This is a genomic window from Kitasatospora sp. NPDC004289 (genome assembly GCF_053602875.1).
The window spans coordinates 23,858-38,462 of sequence record NZ_JBSGEL010000071.1 but is presented as its reverse complement, the minus strand read 5'-3'; the positions used below and the strand labels follow the sequence as shown (position 1 = coordinate 38,462).

Below are 14,605 nucleotides of genomic sequence, written 5' to 3'. Positions count from 1 at the left end.
AGGGCCGCGCCGACGGCCATCGCGCCGGTGAGGTTCGGTCCGGGGGCGCGGGAGAGGCGGCGGGCCAGCTGAGGGGCGGTCAGTGCGACGAAGGAGACCGGCCCGGCGGCCGCGGCCGCGAAGGCGGCGACCACGACGGCGGCGGCGATCAGCAGCAGCCGTACGCCCTGCACCCGCACGCCCAGCGCGGACGCGGCCTCGTCGCCCATCTCCAGCAGCCGCAGCGCCCGCCCGGCGCCGAGCAGCACGGCCGGCAGCAGCACGGCGAGCACCAGGGCGAGCGGGCCGGCCTGGTCCCAGCCGCGGCCGTCCAGGCTGCCGGTCAGCCAGAGCATCGCCCGGGAGGCGTCGACCAGTTCGGCCCGGGTGAGCAGGTAGCCGTTGACCCCGGTGAGGATCGACATCACGCCGATGCCGATCAGCACCAGCCGGGTGCCGTGGACGCCACCGCGCCAGGCGAGCAGGTAGATCAGCAGGCCGGTGAGCAGACCGCCGGCCACCGCCCCGACCGAGAGCGCGAAGGTGCCGCCGCCGAGCAGCACGATCGCCACCAGGGCGCCGGTGGAGGCGCCTTGGGTGAAGCCGAGCATGTCGGGGCTGCCGAGCGGGTTGCGCACCAGGGACTGGAAGAGCGCGCCCGAGAGCGCCAGCCCCGCGCCCACCAGCAGCGCGGTCGCCACCCTGGGCAGCCGCAGCTCGTGGACGATGAAGTCCTGGGCGGGGGTGCCGTCGCCCAGCAGGGTGCGGACCACCTCGGCGGGGGCGATCGGGTAGTCGCCGGTGCCGATCGCCAGCACGGCGAGCACCAGGAGCACGGCCAGCACCAGGGCGAGCGCCACGAGCACGCGCGGGCGCAGGCGGACGGAGAGCCCGCCGGTCCGCAGGGTGAGGGACCGAGCGGCACCGCGGGAGGTGCTCACCTGAGGGGCGCTCATGCCCGCACCGCCTTCGGCCGCCTGACGAAGTGGAGGAAGAGCGGCCCGCCGAGCACCGCCGTGACGATCCCGACCTGGAGCTCGCCGGGGCGGCCCAGCACCCGGCCGAGCACGTCCGAGCCGAGCAGCAGCACCGGGGCCAGCACGGCGCAGTACGGCAGCAGCCAGCGCAGGTCCGGGCCGGTGACCGCGCGCACCAGGTGCGGCACCAGCAGGCCGACGAAGACGATCGGGCCGCAGGCGGCGGTGGCCGCGCCGCAGAGCAGTCCGACGGCGAGGACCGCGCCGGCCCGCACCCGGCCGGGCCGGGCGCCGAGCGCGAGGGCCGAGTCCTCGCCCAGCGCCAGCGCGTTGAGCGGCTGGGCCAGCGCGAGCGCGAGCAGCACGCCGACGGCCACGAAGGGCAGCACCTTGAGGACGGTGTCGGTCTGCGCGGAGGCCAGCGAGCCGACGGTCCAGAACCGCATCTGCTGGAGCGAGGCCGCGTTCAGCAGCATCACGGCCATCACGTAGGAGTAGAGGGCGGCGTTCAGCGCGGAGCCGGCCAGGGCCAGCCGGGCGGGTGTGGCGGTGCGGCCGCCGCCGACGGCGTAGACGGCCGCCGAGACCACGGCGGCGCCGCCGAGCGCGAACCAGACGTACCCGCCGAAGGAGCTGACGCCGAAGAAGGTGACGGCGGAGGCGACGGCGGCCGAGGCGCCGGCGTTGATGCCGAGCAGACCGGGGTCGGCCAGCGGGTTGCGGGTCAGGGCCTGCATCACTCCGCCGGCCAGGCCGAGCGCGCAGCCGACCAGCAGGCCGAGCAGGGTGCGCGGCAGGCGCATCTCGTGCACCACCGTCCAGGCGGGCGAGCCCTGCTCGGTGAGCCCCCGCCACACCTCGCCGGGGCCCAGCTGCTTCGCCCCGACCGCCAGGCTCAGGACCAGGACGAGGAGCAGCAGGAGCAGGGCGGCGAACAGCCCGGCGGCGCGCCGGGCCTGACGCCCCGGCGGCCGTGGGGCGCCTGCCGCGGCCTGCGGTGGCGACTTGGTCAAGGACACGAGCGGACTCCGGTGCAGTTCAGGGGGTACCCCGCCCTGATGGACAGTAACAATGGTTAGGCTAACCTAACGATCGACGGGCGGGCTCCGTGGCCTCCTGGCCGCCCCCGCCCGCCCGCTGCGGCACGCCCGCATGCCCCCGAATGCGGGCGTGCCCTCCGCAGCGGTCCCCTCCGCCTCCCCTTCCGCCTCCCGTTCCGTCTCCCCACCGCACCCCCGCACGTCCCCGCACGAGAGAAGTCACCGCCATGACGAACGCCGGTCCCGCCCACCTCACCCGCCGCGGCCTGCTCGCCGCCTCCGGCGCCGTCGGCCTCGGCGCGGTGCTCGCCGCCTGCGGCAGCTCCGGCTCCAAGGACTCCTCCGCCTCCGCGGGCTCCGGTTCGGGCGCCGCCTCCGGTCCGTGGTCGTTCACCGACGACCGCAAGAAGGAGGTCACCGCCAAGGCCGTCCCCCGGCGGATCGTCGCCTTCACCGGCACCGCCGCCGCCCTGCACGACTTCGGCCTCCGCGACCAGATCGTCGGCGTCTTCGGCGAGACCAAGGGCGCCGACGGCAAGCCCGACCCCCAGGCCGGCAACCTCGACCTCGGCAAGATCGAGATCATCGGCAACGCCTGGGGCGAGTTCAGCATCGAGAAGTACGCGGCCCTGCGCCCCGACCTGCTGGTCACCCACATGTACGACGCCGACCAGCTCTGGTACGTCCCCGAGGAGAGCAAGGACAAGATCCTGCCGCTCGCCCCGCAGGTCGCCATCACCACCGGCCGGGTGCCGCTGCCCGAGCCGATCCGCCGCTACGCGGAGCTGGCCGCCTCGCTCGGCGCCGACCTGAAGGCCAAGGAGGTCACCGACGCCAAGGCCCGCTTCGAGGCCGCCGCCGAGAAGCTGCGGCAGGCCGCCAAGGCCGCCAACGGCCTGAAGGTACTGGCCTGTTCGGGTGCCGCCGACATCTTCTACGCCTCCGCTCCGAGCATGAGCACGGACCTCATGTACTTCAAGGAGCTGGGCGTGGACATCGTCGTCCCGGACAAGCTGGACCAGGGCGGCTACTTCGAGTCGCTCAGCTGGGAGAACGCCGGCAAGTACCCCGCCGACCTGCTGCTGCTCGACAAGCGCTCCACCGCCCTCCAGCCCAAGGACCTCGCGTCCAAGCCCGGCTGGGCCCAGCTGCCGGCGGTCAAGGCCAACCAGGTCACCCCGTGGGACGCCGTCCCGCGCTTCTCCTACGCGGGCGCCGCCCCGCTGCTGGAGGACCTGGCCAAGGCCATCGAGAGCGCCAAGAAGCTCTCCTGACGCCCGCTCGCACCTTCCGGAGGTACACCACGATGTCCGACCAGCCCTTCGCCTTCTTCCCCGCCGAGGTCGTCCGCACCACCCGGCTGAGCAGCTCGCTGCTCCGGATCACCTTCGGCGGCCCGGCACTGGCCGGCTTCGCCTCCGGCGGGCGGGACCAGAGCTTCTCGCTCTTCCTGCCGCACCCGGGTCAGCCGGAGCCGGTGGTCCCGGTCGAGGAGGGCGAGGGCTGGTTCCGGGCCTGGCGGGCGCTGCCTGAGCAGGAGCGGGCGGTGATGCGCTCCTACACCGTGCGCGCCGCCCGTCCCGAACTCCCGGAAGTCGACGTGGACTTCGTCCTGCACGGCGACACCGGCCCGGCCTCCGCCTGGGCCGGCCGGGCCACCGCCGGCGACCGGGCGCTGCTGCTCGGCCCGGCCGTCGAGGACAACACCAGCGTCGGCTTCCGCCCCCCGGCCGGGGCCGACTGGATCCTGCTCACCGCCGATGAGACGGCCCTCCCCGCCGCGGCCGCCATCCTGGAGTGGCTCCCCGCCGGGACCCGGGCCCTCGCCTACCTCGAAGTCCCCACCGAGGACGACCGCCTGGACCTCACCACCACCGCCGAGGCCGAGATCCACTGGCTGGTCCGCAACGGCGCCCGCCCCGGCACGGCCCTGGACACCCTCCGCACCGCCGAACTCCCGGCGGGCACCCCCTACGCCTGGGTGGCCGGCGAGGCTGCCGCCGTCCGCTCGATCCGCCGCCACCTGGTCGGCGAACGCGGCTTCGACCGCAAGTCGGTTGAGTTCACCGGCTACTGGCGCGTCGGCTCCTCCGAGGAGCAGCTGCGCGCCGAGGCCATCGCCGAGGCCCAGGCCGCGGCGGAAGCTGCTGCGGAGACCGCGGCCGCTGGTCAGGCCGCCGCCTCCGACGCCTGACGCGACTCGGGCCTCGGCGACGGCGGAGCCGAACCGCCAGGAGCTGTCCGGCCCATCATGCGCCGGGCTGTGCGGACGTACGCGGGTCGGAGCCGGCGATACGTTCGGCGAACCGGCGGACCTGGTCCTCGACGGGTTCGTTCCCGGTGACGGCCATGGTGTAGTGGCGCCACGCCGTCGTGGGGGACGAGTCCTCGACGCGGAAGCGCATCGTGATGTGGGCCTTCTCGCCACGGCCGCCGACAGAAACACCGAGGCCCGAGGGCGGGGGCGGGCAGTTCCAACGCCGGTACCAGTCGGAGACGGCCAACTCCCGGGCAAGGAGGCGTGCGGCGGTGTCGACCGGTTCCTCCCAACTGTGGTCGGCGGCGAAGCGGTCCAGCTCGGCGTCGTACAGTTCTGCGTCGAAGTGGGAGTCCGCCGGCAACCGCACCCGGATGTCGTCGGTGTTCTCCCACGTCCACACCACCAGACCACCACACCGCTCCATGGTCACGAAGACGCCCCCGCAGCAGCCGGTATCGCAGTAGTTGTTCGACAGCTCGACCCGCCGCGGTTCACCGCCCGCCCTCAGCGGCCACGTCTCGGGCGGGCCGATCAGCATCTCGTGAAAGAGGCTCGAATCGCTGTCGGGGTGGATCGTCTCCACTACGTCCATCCCGTCGATCATCAAACGGATCCGCGCCGACGGCCGCCATGACCCCGGATCTGCGGGGACATGGCGAAGGGAAAGGACGTTGAACGGGTTGGAGTGCTCCATCGGCCCATGATCACACCTCCAGAACCGAGGCAGTCACATGATCGGCCGGACAGCTCCGGCGGAGCCGAACCGCTAACGGGTCGCCGAGTCCTCGCTGCGGACCGACCGCCAGACGTGCTGCGCCCAGGCGAGGTCGTCCGGCTCGTCCCACAGGCAGACGACCCCGACCGCGGTGCCGCTGCGGTGCACCGTGAAGCCGTACAGCTCGTACTGGGTACGGCCGTTGTGCGTGGCGGCGGTCCAGAAGGCGTGCCGGATCCCGTCCGGGACGTCCTCGGTGATCCGCTGCTCCGGCGGTACGGCGGGTGCGCCGTTCAGCAACGCGGCGAGGAACTCCTCGGGGCCGCGGCGCAGCCGGTCGGCGAACACGTCGGCGTGCACGGTGCGGCCGGGTCCGGTGAAGCGGTGCGTGTTGTCCACGACAGCGGCGGAGAGACCACCGGTGCGTTCGACGGACCAGCGCTCGTTCAACGGGGTGCGGACGGGCACCGGCAGGGGATCGCCCACCCGGGAGAGGACGTCGTCGCGGTCCCAGGTGGTGGTGAGGACGCGGTGCAGCACCGCGTCGTCGCTGGCGTCGACGTACGGGATCTCGCCGGGGTCGCGCACCACGACGGTGGCCGGGGCTCCGTGGAGGTCCGCGCCCCAGGGCTCGATCGCGTTGGCCATGGTGCCCCGGAGGGCGAGTTCCCGGTAGGCCGGCCTTCCCCAGCTCCGGCGGGCGTGGTCCAGGTCCTCGTCACCGATCCGCAGCCAGGTGCCGACCACCAGCTCGGTCCCGCCGGTGAGCCGGACCGGCAGCAGGCAGCGGATGAAGCTCCCCACGCCGTCGACCCGCAGCAGGGCGGCGACCCCGGCCTTGTGCCGGGCCTCCTCCGGGACCTCCAGCGCGGCGTCGGGCAGCCCGAAGCGGACATCGATCTGCTCCTGGTCGGGCACCGGGGTACCGCAGCACGAGCAGGTGGGGGCAGGATTCGTGATCACGGTGTGCAGCGTAGGGCAGGCCCCCACCTCCCGGACCGCCGGGCAGCGCGCCCCGAAGGCCAAGAGCCACGGCGGGGCCGGCTGCTGGCCGGTCGGGCACACCCGAGCCCGACCGGGGCGGCCCTCAGGAGGACGGCGGGCCAGGCGGGGTGGTGCGCGCGGCCAGGACGGTGAGCTCGGCGAGGAGCACCGACAGGGCCGGCCCCGCCTCCCGGCTGCGCAGCGCGTCCAGGTGCTCCGCGAACACCGTCCACTCCTGGCTGCCGCCCCGGAGCGCCGCCGCGGTGAGGCCCTCCAGCCTGAACGCCACCTGGTAACGGCCCTGTTCACGCAGGGTCAAGGCCGCGTGGTAGGCCACCGAGAAGACGTCCACACGGCCGTCCTCCTCCCAGCTGAGCAGGTCGCGCAGGATCCCGTCCAGGCCTTCCCTGCTCACCGGCCGGTCGAGGTAGACCCCCGGTTCCGGCACGAGCGGCAGAAGACCGACACCCGGCCGCCCTCGCCGGCCAGGGCCGACAGCGGGGTCTCCGGGTCCAGGTGGTAGCGCAGCGCACCCGAGTTCCGGGCGATGACCGCGAGGGGCACGGTCGATATCGCATCGCTGCGGGGCGGAAACCCCTCGAACGGATGCTCGGCGCCGAGTACCTGGTACACCGCCCAGGTGTCGCGGGTCGGGACGAACCCTGGCTGCGGGAGCCGCCCGGCGAACTCGCGAAGGGTCCGGCCACCCGGCACCCGGTGGTCCAGCTCGTGCGATGACACGTCGTCACCCGCGTGCACGCTGTCGCGGTCAAGGATCATGCGCACGTCCATGTCCGGCCCCCTCGGTCGTCGGTGACGGGAGCCTACCCCATTAACGTCATTCTGACGATAATTGACTCCCGGGGCGGCTCCGGGACCGGAACTCGCTGGCACCAGCGGTGGCTGACGCCCCATCATCGGCCGGTGCAACGGATGAGACACGGCTACACCAACCACACCGTCGGCGACGGCTCGCACGTCCGCAAGACCTACGAGGGGCCGGACGCCGGGCCACGGCTGGCCCGGGAACGCGAGCTGCTGGCCTGCCTGGCCGGGGAGCTGCCCGTCCCGCCCGTCCTCGCGGCGGACGAGGGCTCCCTCACCCTCGCCCTGCTCCCCGGCCGCCCCGGCCAGGACCTGCTGGACGAGGGCCACGCCGCCGAAGTACTGGCCGCCTGCGGCACCCTGCTGGGACGGATCCACCGGCTGCGGCCCGCCACTCCCGCCCTCGGCCCCGGCCAGGTACTGGTGCACGGCGACTTCGGGCCCAACAACGTCCTGCTGGACCCGGCGACCCGTCAGGTCACCGCCGTCCTCGACTGGGAGTTCGCCCACCCGGGCGCGCCCGTCGAGGACCTGGCCTGGTGCGAGTGGGTCGTGCGGATGCACCATCCCGGACACCGCTCCGCCCTCCGGCACTTCTTCGCCGCCTACGACGGACCGGTCCCGGCCTGGGCGGAGCGGCGCGCCGTCATGCTCACGCGCTGCGCCGAGCTGGAACGCTTCTGCGAACGCTGGGCCCCCGGCGGCCCCGCCTCGCGGCAGTGGCGGGAGCGGGCCGCCGCCACCGCCGCCTGGACGGAGTGAGCGCGGCGGCTCGCGGCCGGGCCGGTCAGGTGCGCAGCACGGCCTGGTCGCCCTGGGGGCCGAAGAGGTGGAGGACCTCGACGGGGTGGTCGTCGGCCGGGCCGAACCAGTGCGGCTCACTGGTGTCGAACTCGGCCGCCTCGCCCGGACGGAGCGTCAGTTCGGCCTCGCCCAGGATGAGGCGGACGGTGCCGGCCAGGACGTAGAGCCACTCGTAGCCGCCGTGGGTGACCAGCTTGGGCTCGCGCGGGGCCAGCACCTGCTTGAACACCCGCACCCGGCCCGGGTACTGGGTGAGCGGGACGACCACGCTGCCGTCGTGGCGGTGAACCGGCTGGAGGTGGACCCGCGGATCGCCGCTGGCGGGGGCGGCGACCAGCTGGTCCAGGGCCACCCGGTGGGCCCGGGCCAGCGGGATGAGGAGTTCGAGGGAGGGGCGCCGCTTGCCGGACTCCAGGCGGGAGAGGGTGCTGACCGAGATGCCGGTGCTCTCGGCGAGCGCCTCCAGGGTGAGGCCCCGGTCGCGGCGCAGGGTGCGCAGCCGGGGGCCGATGGCGTCCAGTACCTCTTCGAGTTCCGCGTCCACGGGGTCATCCTTGCAGGATCGGCAAAGCACCTGGGCACGACGGGGCCCGCGGCCCCAGGCTGGGCGCCGGCAACGTCCTGACACACCGTGAGAGGCCACCATGACGACCAGTGCCCCCGCCGCTACCTCGTCCGCACCGCCGCCACCGCCCGAGCTCGACGCCCGCCGCCGCTGGACGGTGCTGGCGGTCTGCTGCCTCAGCCTGTTCCTGGTCGGCCTGGACACCACCATCGTCAACATCGGCCTGCCCGCCATCGGCACCGGCCTGGACGTCTCGGTGCACGCCCTGGCGTGGACCGTCGACGCCTACACCGTGGTGCTCACCGCGCTCCTGATCACCTCCGGCGCCCTGGCCGACCGCTTCGGCCGGCGCCGGGTCTTCCGCCTCGGGCTGGTGGTGTTCGGCGCCGCCTCGCTGTTCTGCGCGCTCGCGCCCTCCCTCGGCTGGCTGGTGGCGGCCCGCACCGTGCAGGGGATCGGGGCCTCGATGCTCAGCCCGGTGGCGCTGGCCATCGTGGTCAACGCGATGCCCGACCCCAGGGAACGGGCCCGGGCGATCGGGATCTGGGCGGCGGTCTTCGGTCTGAGCATGGCGGTCGGGCCGGTGACCGGCGGCGCGCTGGTGGACGGCCTCGGGTGGCGCTCGCTGTTCTGGGTCAACGTCCCGGTGGTGCTGGTGGCCCTGGTCCTGACGGTCCGTTACGTACCGGAGTCGCGCGCACCGCAGGCCCGGCGGCCCGACCTGCCCGGGCAGATGCTGCTGGCCGTGCTGGTCGGGGTGTCGGTCGGGGTGCTGATCGAGGGCCCGCGGATCGGCTGGGCCTCCCCCGCCGCACTGGCCGCCTACGCGGTGGCCGCGGCCGCGACCGTCGCCTTCGTCCTGGTGGAACGCCGGCGTGCGGAGCCGCTGATGGACCTGCGGCTGTTCCGCCGCCCGGCCTTCACCGGTGCGGTGCTCGGTGCGGTGGCGGTCTTCGTCGCGCTCGGCCTGACCCTGCTGCTCTCCACGCTCTACCTCCAGCAGGCCCGGGGCTGGACCGCCCTGGCCGCCGGGACGGCCACCCTGCCGATGGCCCTCGGCGCGACCGTCTGCGCCCCCTGGTCCGGCCGCCTCACGGCGCGGGTCGGCCCGCGCCGGCCGCTCCTGCTGGCCGGTGGCTTCCTGACGGCGGGCGGCGGCTGCCTGTTCGGACTCTTCTCCCTGGACGGAGGCGGCAGCCCGCCCCTGCCGGTGCTGCTGCTCGGCTACCTGCTCGTCGGGATCGGCTTCGGCTTCGCCAACGCCCCGATCACCAACACGGCCGTGAGCGGCCTGCCCCCGGCCCGCGCCGGCGTGGCGGGCGCGATCACCTCCACCGCACGGCAGTTCGGCTCCGCGCTGGGCATCGCACTGGCGGGCGTACTGGTCACGGGCGCCGCCCCGGCCGACCTGGCGTCGGCCGCCCGGCCCGGGTGGCTGCTGGTGGCCGCGTGCGGACTGCTGCTGCTCCCGGTCGCCCGGGCGGGCCGCGCCGAGACCGCCGGCACCCGCAGGCCCTGACGTCGGCCCGGCCGGGAGGAACGGTCAGGTACTTGTGGACGAGGGACGGTTCGCCGTCGGCAGGCGGACGGGCTTGAGTCTCCGGTAGGGGGAGGTGCGAGGGCAAGGGCATGGACGGCGCGCTCTACTCGATCGGTGACCTGGCCCGGCGGACGGGTCTGACGGTCAAGGCCATCCGGTTCTACTCCGACTGCGGGATCGTGCCGCCGACCGACCGTAGCCCGGCCGGCTACCGCCTGTACGACATCGACGCCGTCGCACGTCTGGACCTCGTGCGGACGCTGCGCGACCTGGGACTGGACCTCCCCACGGTGCGGAAGGTCGTGGACCGCGAGGTCTCCCTTCCCGAAGTCGCCGCGGCGCACGCCGAAGCACTGGCGGTGCAGATCCGGACGCTGCGCCTGCGGCGCGCGGTGCTCACGGCGGTGGCCGAGCGCGGGTCCACCCCCGAGGAGATGGATCTCATGCACAAGCTGGCCAAGCTCTCCGAGGACGAACGCCGACGGCTGATCGACGACTTCCTCGACACCGCCTTCGGCGGCCTCCTGGACGCCACCCCCGAATTCGCGGGGATCACGCGCTCGATGACTCCCGGACTTCCCGACAACCCCGAGGCCGAGCAGGTCGAGGCGTGGATCGAGCCCGCCGAGCTGTCCCAGGACCCGGACTTCCGCGCCTGCACGCGGCGGACGGCCGAGCACTACGTGGCCGATCGCGCCCGGGGCGGCGCCGCACACCTGCGCCGCGACCCCACCGCCGCGGTCCTCGACCAGGTCGGTCCGGCCCTGGCGGCCGGCATCGACCCGGCATCGCCCCAGGCCGACCGGATCGTCGCGGCGGTCATGGCCCAGTGCGCGGACGCCTTGGGCCGCCCCGACGACGTCGACCTTCGGCGCCGGTTGTTGACCCGGCTGGAGACCGCCAACGACCCGCGCAGGGAGCGGTACCTCCAGCTGCTCGCAGTCATCAACGGCTGGTCGGCGCCGGAGAGTCGGGCGCCGGCGTTCGACTGGTTCATCCAGGCCATGGGCACCCGGATACCGGCGTAACACCGCAGGCTGCGGCAACGCCGATCCCGGTGACGAGCAGGGCCCGTCCCACCTGACCCGCTGGGTGAACGGCAGGCTGACGGTCAGTCGGGCGGCATCGACTCCAGCACGCCCTGCCGGGTGAGGTCGTCCACCCAGGAGAGCCGGCCGTCGGCGGTGAGGCGCAGCTCGATCCGGCTCGGGCAGGACGCCGAGCCGAAGACCGTCCCGGCCACCTCCGCCTTCGCGTTCTCGACGGTGAGCGGGACCGTCCCGTCTGCCGGGCGCTGCTGCTGCACGACGTCGGCCGAGCAGTTGTCCATGGTCAGCTTGCCGACCAACAGGCGCGGCCCGCTCGCCGTCTCCACCGCCCGCATCCCCAACCGGACCGTCCCGCCGGTGGCCGAGGACCCGCCGGCCACCGTCCCTCCCCAGGTGCCGGCCATCCGCTGGGTGAGGCTCGGCCCCGTGCTGTCCGGCGCCGGGCTCCCGGTCTCCGGGGGACCGACCGACGGCCGCTGGATCGTCGGCGGTCCAGCCGTCGGCGTCCTGGTCGCAGGAGTCCCGGCCACCGGAGCTCCGGTCGACGGGCCCGCGGCCGTCCGACTCCCCGTCACCTCCGCCCGCAGGGGCGGACCGCCGGAGATCAGCAGACCCGCCGTCCCGCCCGGGTAGACGGCGGGCACCAGGTGCATCCCCCGGAACGCCACCGGCGCACCCAGGCTCCCCTCGTCGGCGAACCGGGCGATCCGTTGCACGCTCCACTTCACGCCGTCGGCGGAGACCCAGACCAACGGCACGCTCCCCAATCGGTCCTGCGCCCAGCCGGTGGCGACGTAGCCGTGGCCGGTCCACTGCACGTACATCGGCGAACCACTGCCCGTCTCGGCTCCCTCCGGCAACGGCGGCGGGGCGGCGTCCGTCCAGTGCGCACCGCCGTCGCCGCTGCGCGAGATCCGCACCTCCGTCCGGCCCCCGGCCGCCCCTTCACCACCTTCGCCCCCGCCTTCACCGCCGTCGTCGCCACCGCCACCGTCCATCGGCTCAAGCGTCGCCGTACCGCTCGCCGTACCGCTTGCCGTACCGACCCCACCGGTTCCCTCGGTCCCGCCGGCCCCGGGTTCCGGCACCACGTGCCGCACCAGTGCGACGGCAGTCCCGTCACCGACGGCCACCGTGGCCCCGGTCTCGCCGGCCGGAACGCGCAGCACCGGCCTGCTCCCTGACGAACCGTCGAGCCGCACCATCGCCCGTCCCTCGTCCGTGCCACCACCCGGGCAGTCCGCACCGGCCAACGACGGCGTCCCGCCCAGGTCCACGCGTCGGTTCAACCGGCAGTCGCCGAGCTCGAGTTCGACCCGCTGCCAGGTGGTGTCCTGCGGCCCGAGCACGGCGATCTCCCTCTCCGAGACCACCACCGCCGCCCGGTCCCCGTCGATGTGCAGCCACGGGTGTCCGACCACGGACCCATCGGGGGCGGGCGGGCCGTCCACCCGGGTCCAGCTGCGTCCGTCCGCCGACCGCCAGGCGATGGTCTCACCGAACACCGGGGTCATCTCGCCGACCGTGGTCACCCCGGCCGCCAGGAACCCGCCCCCGTACCGGACCAGCCCGCTGATCTCGGCGCCCCAGCGGGGACCACCGGCCAGGCCCGCCAGATCGCCCGGCCGCCAGGTGACTCCGTCCGTCGAGTACCAGGCGCCCGGCCTCCCTCCCTCGCCCCGCCCCACCGCCACCACCACCTCGGGCCCCGCCGCGAGGTGGTCCGCACTGAACCGGCCGCCCGCGAGCTCCGGACCGAGCGCGGCCACCGGCCAGAGCGTCCACGCCTCCGGCAACCGGCCACCGGACCGCCCCTCGCTCCCCGGCAGCCGCGCCAGCAGCAGTCCGCCCGCCGCCAGCGCCAACACCCCGGCCACCAGCACGATCCACCGAGCGCGCCCCCTCATGCGGTCACCGCGCACGGGTCCACGCTGTCCTTGCCCGGGTCCAGGGGGACGAGCACGCGTCCGGGCCCGTCGCTCCGCGTTCCGAGCTGGTAGGCGGGCACCCCGTCGAGCTTCCCCGCAGAGCGGAACGGCCCCAGGCTGGTGGTGCGGTCGACCCCGCCGACCACGTAGCCGACCTCCAGGCTCCACTCGTAACTCGCCTCGCAGGAGAGCACCTTGAGGAACACGAGCTGCGTCCCGCCCTTCTCCACCAGTGTTCCGGTGATGCCGTCCACCGCCGTCCCGACCTCCACCCAACTGCCGTCCGGCTTCTTCACCTTGAGCTTTCCCGTGTCCAGGTCCAGCTCCGGGAAGACCGGCGGGTTGTTCCCGCCGCAACCGCTGGGGTGCGACAGGGTCCAGGCGTACGGGGGCGTGTCGACCTTCCGGATCACGGGGCGCAGCCGGGTGACGGTCACCGGGTCGTCCACCGCGCTCACCGACACCGTCAGCAGCCCCGCCTTCCACGAAGCCGCGCCGAGCGAAGCGGCCGAGTTCCGCGGATCGTTGTCGAACCCCAGGTCCAACGCGCCGATGTCCGCCCCGCCTCGGGGCATCGCCGCCCTGCTCGTCTGGTCACACGCCGTCAACCGGGCCGGCCACGCCGCACCGATCGGCACCTCGGCCGGCTTCCCGTCCCCGAGCACCAGCCACCCCACCCCGGCCCCGGCCACCACCAACGCGGCCACCCCTGCCAGCACCACGCTCCGCCGCACCCTCGGGCGGGCCTGGTGCACGATCAACGTCGAGTGGTCACCGATCACCACGTTCTCGGCGTCTCCCCCGACGGCCACGGCCTCCGAACCGCTCGCCGTGACCTCGTTGCCCCGCTCCGCCCCGGACTTCATCCGCTGCCGCACCCCGTCCCGACCCCCAACCGCACCGCACCACGCCGTACCACGCCGCCCCGAACCGCCCACCACCGAGCGGAATGCCGGACCACCAACTCTAGGTCCGCCCACCGGACTTCCGACACGAAATCCCCACAACCGACCCCCGCCGGACCTGCCCGGACCCGCCCGGACCCGCCCGCCCCTTCCGCCCTGAGCATGACCGGTTGCCCTGCCCGCTCCTCCCGCCGGAGTCTTCGGAGGTGACCACATCCACGACCACCCTCACCGCCGCCGTCGCCCACCTCAGCGACCCGCACCTCACCAGCGGCCCCCTCGCCGCGGCCCCCGCCGAGAGCCTGCACCGGGCCCTGGCCCGCGTCCTCACCCTCGACCCCCTGCCGGACTGCGTGGTCATCACCGGTGACCTGGTCGACCGCAGCGACCGGCGGGCCTACCGCGTCCTGCGCGAACTCGTCGACCGCTACCCGCTACCGCTCCACCTGCTGGCCGGCAACCACGACGACCCCGAGGCGCTGCTCGCCGAGTTCGGCGGCACCCGCTTCCTCGGCGGCTCGGACCGGACGCACTACGCGGTGGACCACCCCTCCTTCACCCTCCTCGCCCTGGACTCCTCCCTCCCCGGCTCCCCCGCCGGCCTCCTGGGCCCCGAACAGTCCGCCTGGCTGGACACCGAACTCGCCCGCCGCCCCCGGCTCCCCGCCGTCGTCTGCCTGCACCACCCGCCCGCCGACCTCGGCATCCCCTTCCTCGACGCCATGCGACTGACCGACGGCGACGCCCTGGACGCCCTCCTCTCCCGCCACCCCCACGTCGCCCGCGTCCTCGCCGGCCACGTCCACCGCCCCGCCACCACCACCTTCGCCGGCACCCTCCTCGCCACCGCCCCCAGCACCCACCTCCAGAGCGGCCTCGCCCTACGCGGCGAAGTCCCCCACTACCTCCCCGAACCGACCTCCTTCCTCCTCCACCTGCGCACCGGCGACCGCCCCGCCTGGACCACCCACACCGTCCCCGTCAGCCACGCCGCGGCCACCATCGGCGGCTTCTGACCCACCGTCCCCGTGCTC

Annotated in this window: 15 protein-coding genes; 6 read left to right on the top strand and 9 right to left on the bottom strand. The window is 74.3% G+C overall.

Annotated elements, in window-relative coordinates:
- Both ACWEPF_RS32775 and ACWEPF_RS32770 read right to left on the bottom strand, forming a co-directional pair.
- On the bottom strand, positions 1 to 935 hold a 935-nt coding region (locus ACWEPF_RS32775), incomplete at its 3' end, for a FecCD family ABC transporter permease (RefSeq protein WP_452175432.1).
- Positions 932 to 1,969 (bottom strand): FecCD family ABC transporter permease, encoded by a 1,038-nt coding sequence (locus tag ACWEPF_RS32770; protein WP_452175434.1) that lies wholly within the window; start codon positions 1,967 to 1,969, stop codon positions 932 to 934. The genes ACWEPF_RS32775 and ACWEPF_RS32770, both read right to left, overlap by 4 nt.
- Before the next feature lie 254 nt (positions 1,970 to 2,223).
- On the opposite strand from ACWEPF_RS32770, the gene ACWEPF_RS32765 reads away from it, so the two are divergent.
- Both ACWEPF_RS32765 and ACWEPF_RS32760 read left to right on the top strand, forming a co-directional pair.
- Entirely contained in the window at positions 2,224 to 3,270 is a 1,047-nt protein-coding gene (locus ACWEPF_RS32765; protein WP_452175431.1) for an ABC transporter substrate-binding protein, read from the top strand.
- A 32-nt stretch (positions 3,271 to 3,302) separates the two neighbouring features.
- Positions 3,303 to 4,190, top strand: coding sequence for a siderophore-interacting protein (locus ACWEPF_RS32760; RefSeq protein WP_452175430.1), 888 nt, complete (start codon positions 3,303 to 3,305; stop codon positions 4,188 to 4,190).
- Positions 4,191 to 4,245: 55 nt separating this feature from the next.
- Here the strand turns inward: ACWEPF_RS32760 and ACWEPF_RS32755 are convergent, their stop codons facing one another.
- The 4 genes from ACWEPF_RS32755 to ACWEPF_RS32740 all read right to left on the bottom strand — a co-directional run bounded on the left by ACWEPF_RS32755 (position 4,246) and on the right by ACWEPF_RS32740 (position 6,735).
- Positions 4,246 to 4,950 (bottom strand): hypothetical protein, encoded by a 705-nt coding sequence (locus ACWEPF_RS32755; protein ID WP_452175429.1) that lies wholly within the window; start codon positions 4,948 to 4,950, stop codon positions 4,246 to 4,248.
- A 72-nt stretch (positions 4,951 to 5,022) separates the two neighbouring features.
- Positions 5,023 to 5,934 carry a DUF2199 domain-containing protein gene (locus tag ACWEPF_RS32750; RefSeq protein WP_452175428.1) on the bottom strand — a complete coding sequence of 304 codons (912 nt, stop codon included), beginning with the start codon at positions 5,932 to 5,934 and terminating at the stop codon, positions 5,023 to 5,025.
- A 124-nt stretch (positions 5,935 to 6,058) separates the two neighbouring features.
- Positions 6,059 to 6,370, bottom strand: a complete 312-nt coding sequence (locus ACWEPF_RS32745) for a hypothetical protein (protein ID WP_452175427.1) — start codon at positions 6,368 to 6,370, stop codon at positions 6,059 to 6,061.
- Entirely contained in the window at positions 6,367 to 6,735 is a 369-nt protein-coding gene (locus tag ACWEPF_RS32740) for a hypothetical protein (RefSeq protein ID WP_452175426.1), read from the bottom strand. The genes ACWEPF_RS32745 and ACWEPF_RS32740 overlap by 4 nt, the downstream gene beginning before the upstream one ends.
- A 153-nt stretch (positions 6,736 to 6,888) precedes the next feature.
- On the opposite strand from ACWEPF_RS32740, the gene ACWEPF_RS32735 reads away from it, so the two are divergent.
- The gene (locus tag ACWEPF_RS32735; RefSeq protein ID WP_452175433.1) at positions 6,889 to 7,542 is read left to right on the top strand and encodes a phosphotransferase family protein; all 654 of its coding nucleotides are present in this window, start codon (positions 6,889 to 6,891) and stop codon (positions 7,540 to 7,542) included.
- 25 nt (positions 7,543 to 7,567) lie between these two features.
- On the opposite strand, the gene ACWEPF_RS32730 is transcribed toward ACWEPF_RS32735, so the two are convergent.
- Complete coding sequence (locus tag ACWEPF_RS32730) at positions 7,568 to 8,128, bottom strand: helix-turn-helix domain-containing protein (protein ID WP_452175425.1); 561 nt, start codon at positions 8,126 to 8,128, stop codon at positions 7,568 to 7,570.
- A 100-nt stretch (positions 8,129 to 8,228) separates the two neighbouring features.
- Between ACWEPF_RS32730 and ACWEPF_RS32725 the strand changes: the two genes are divergently transcribed.
- Together ACWEPF_RS32725 and ACWEPF_RS32720 are read left to right on the top strand one after the other, a co-directional pair.
- A complete protein-coding gene (locus ACWEPF_RS32725; RefSeq protein ID WP_452175424.1) occupies positions 8,229 to 9,668 on the top strand; it encodes an MFS transporter in 1,440 nt (479 codons plus the stop codon).
- 110 nt (positions 9,669 to 9,778) lie between these two features.
- Positions 9,779 to 10,717 carry a MerR family transcriptional regulator gene (locus tag ACWEPF_RS32720; RefSeq protein ID WP_452175423.1) on the top strand — a complete coding sequence of 313 codons (939 nt, stop codon included), beginning with the start codon at positions 9,779 to 9,781 and terminating at the stop codon, positions 10,715 to 10,717.
- 83 nt (positions 10,718 to 10,800) lie between these two features.
- On the opposite strand, the gene ACWEPF_RS32715 is transcribed toward ACWEPF_RS32720, so the two are convergent.
- Both ACWEPF_RS32715 and ACWEPF_RS32710 read right to left on the bottom strand, forming a co-directional pair.
- Positions 10,801 to 12,645: a hypothetical protein gene (locus ACWEPF_RS32715; RefSeq protein ID WP_452175422.1), complete on the bottom strand. Its 1,845-nt coding sequence runs from the start codon at positions 12,643 to 12,645 to the stop codon at positions 10,801 to 10,803.
- Positions 12,642 to 13,532, bottom strand: a complete 891-nt coding sequence (locus tag ACWEPF_RS32710) for a hypothetical protein (RefSeq protein WP_452175421.1) — start codon at positions 13,530 to 13,532, stop codon at positions 12,642 to 12,644. The genes ACWEPF_RS32715 and ACWEPF_RS32710 overlap by 4 nt, the downstream gene beginning before the upstream one ends.
- A gap of 245 nt (positions 13,533 to 13,777) precedes the next feature.
- Between ACWEPF_RS32710 and ACWEPF_RS32705 the strand changes: the two genes are divergently transcribed.
- Positions 13,778 to 14,587, top strand: coding sequence for a phosphodiesterase (locus ACWEPF_RS32705; RefSeq protein ID WP_452175420.1), 810 nt, complete (start codon positions 13,778 to 13,780; stop codon positions 14,585 to 14,587).
- Positions 14,588 to 14,605: the final 18 nt, after the last annotated feature.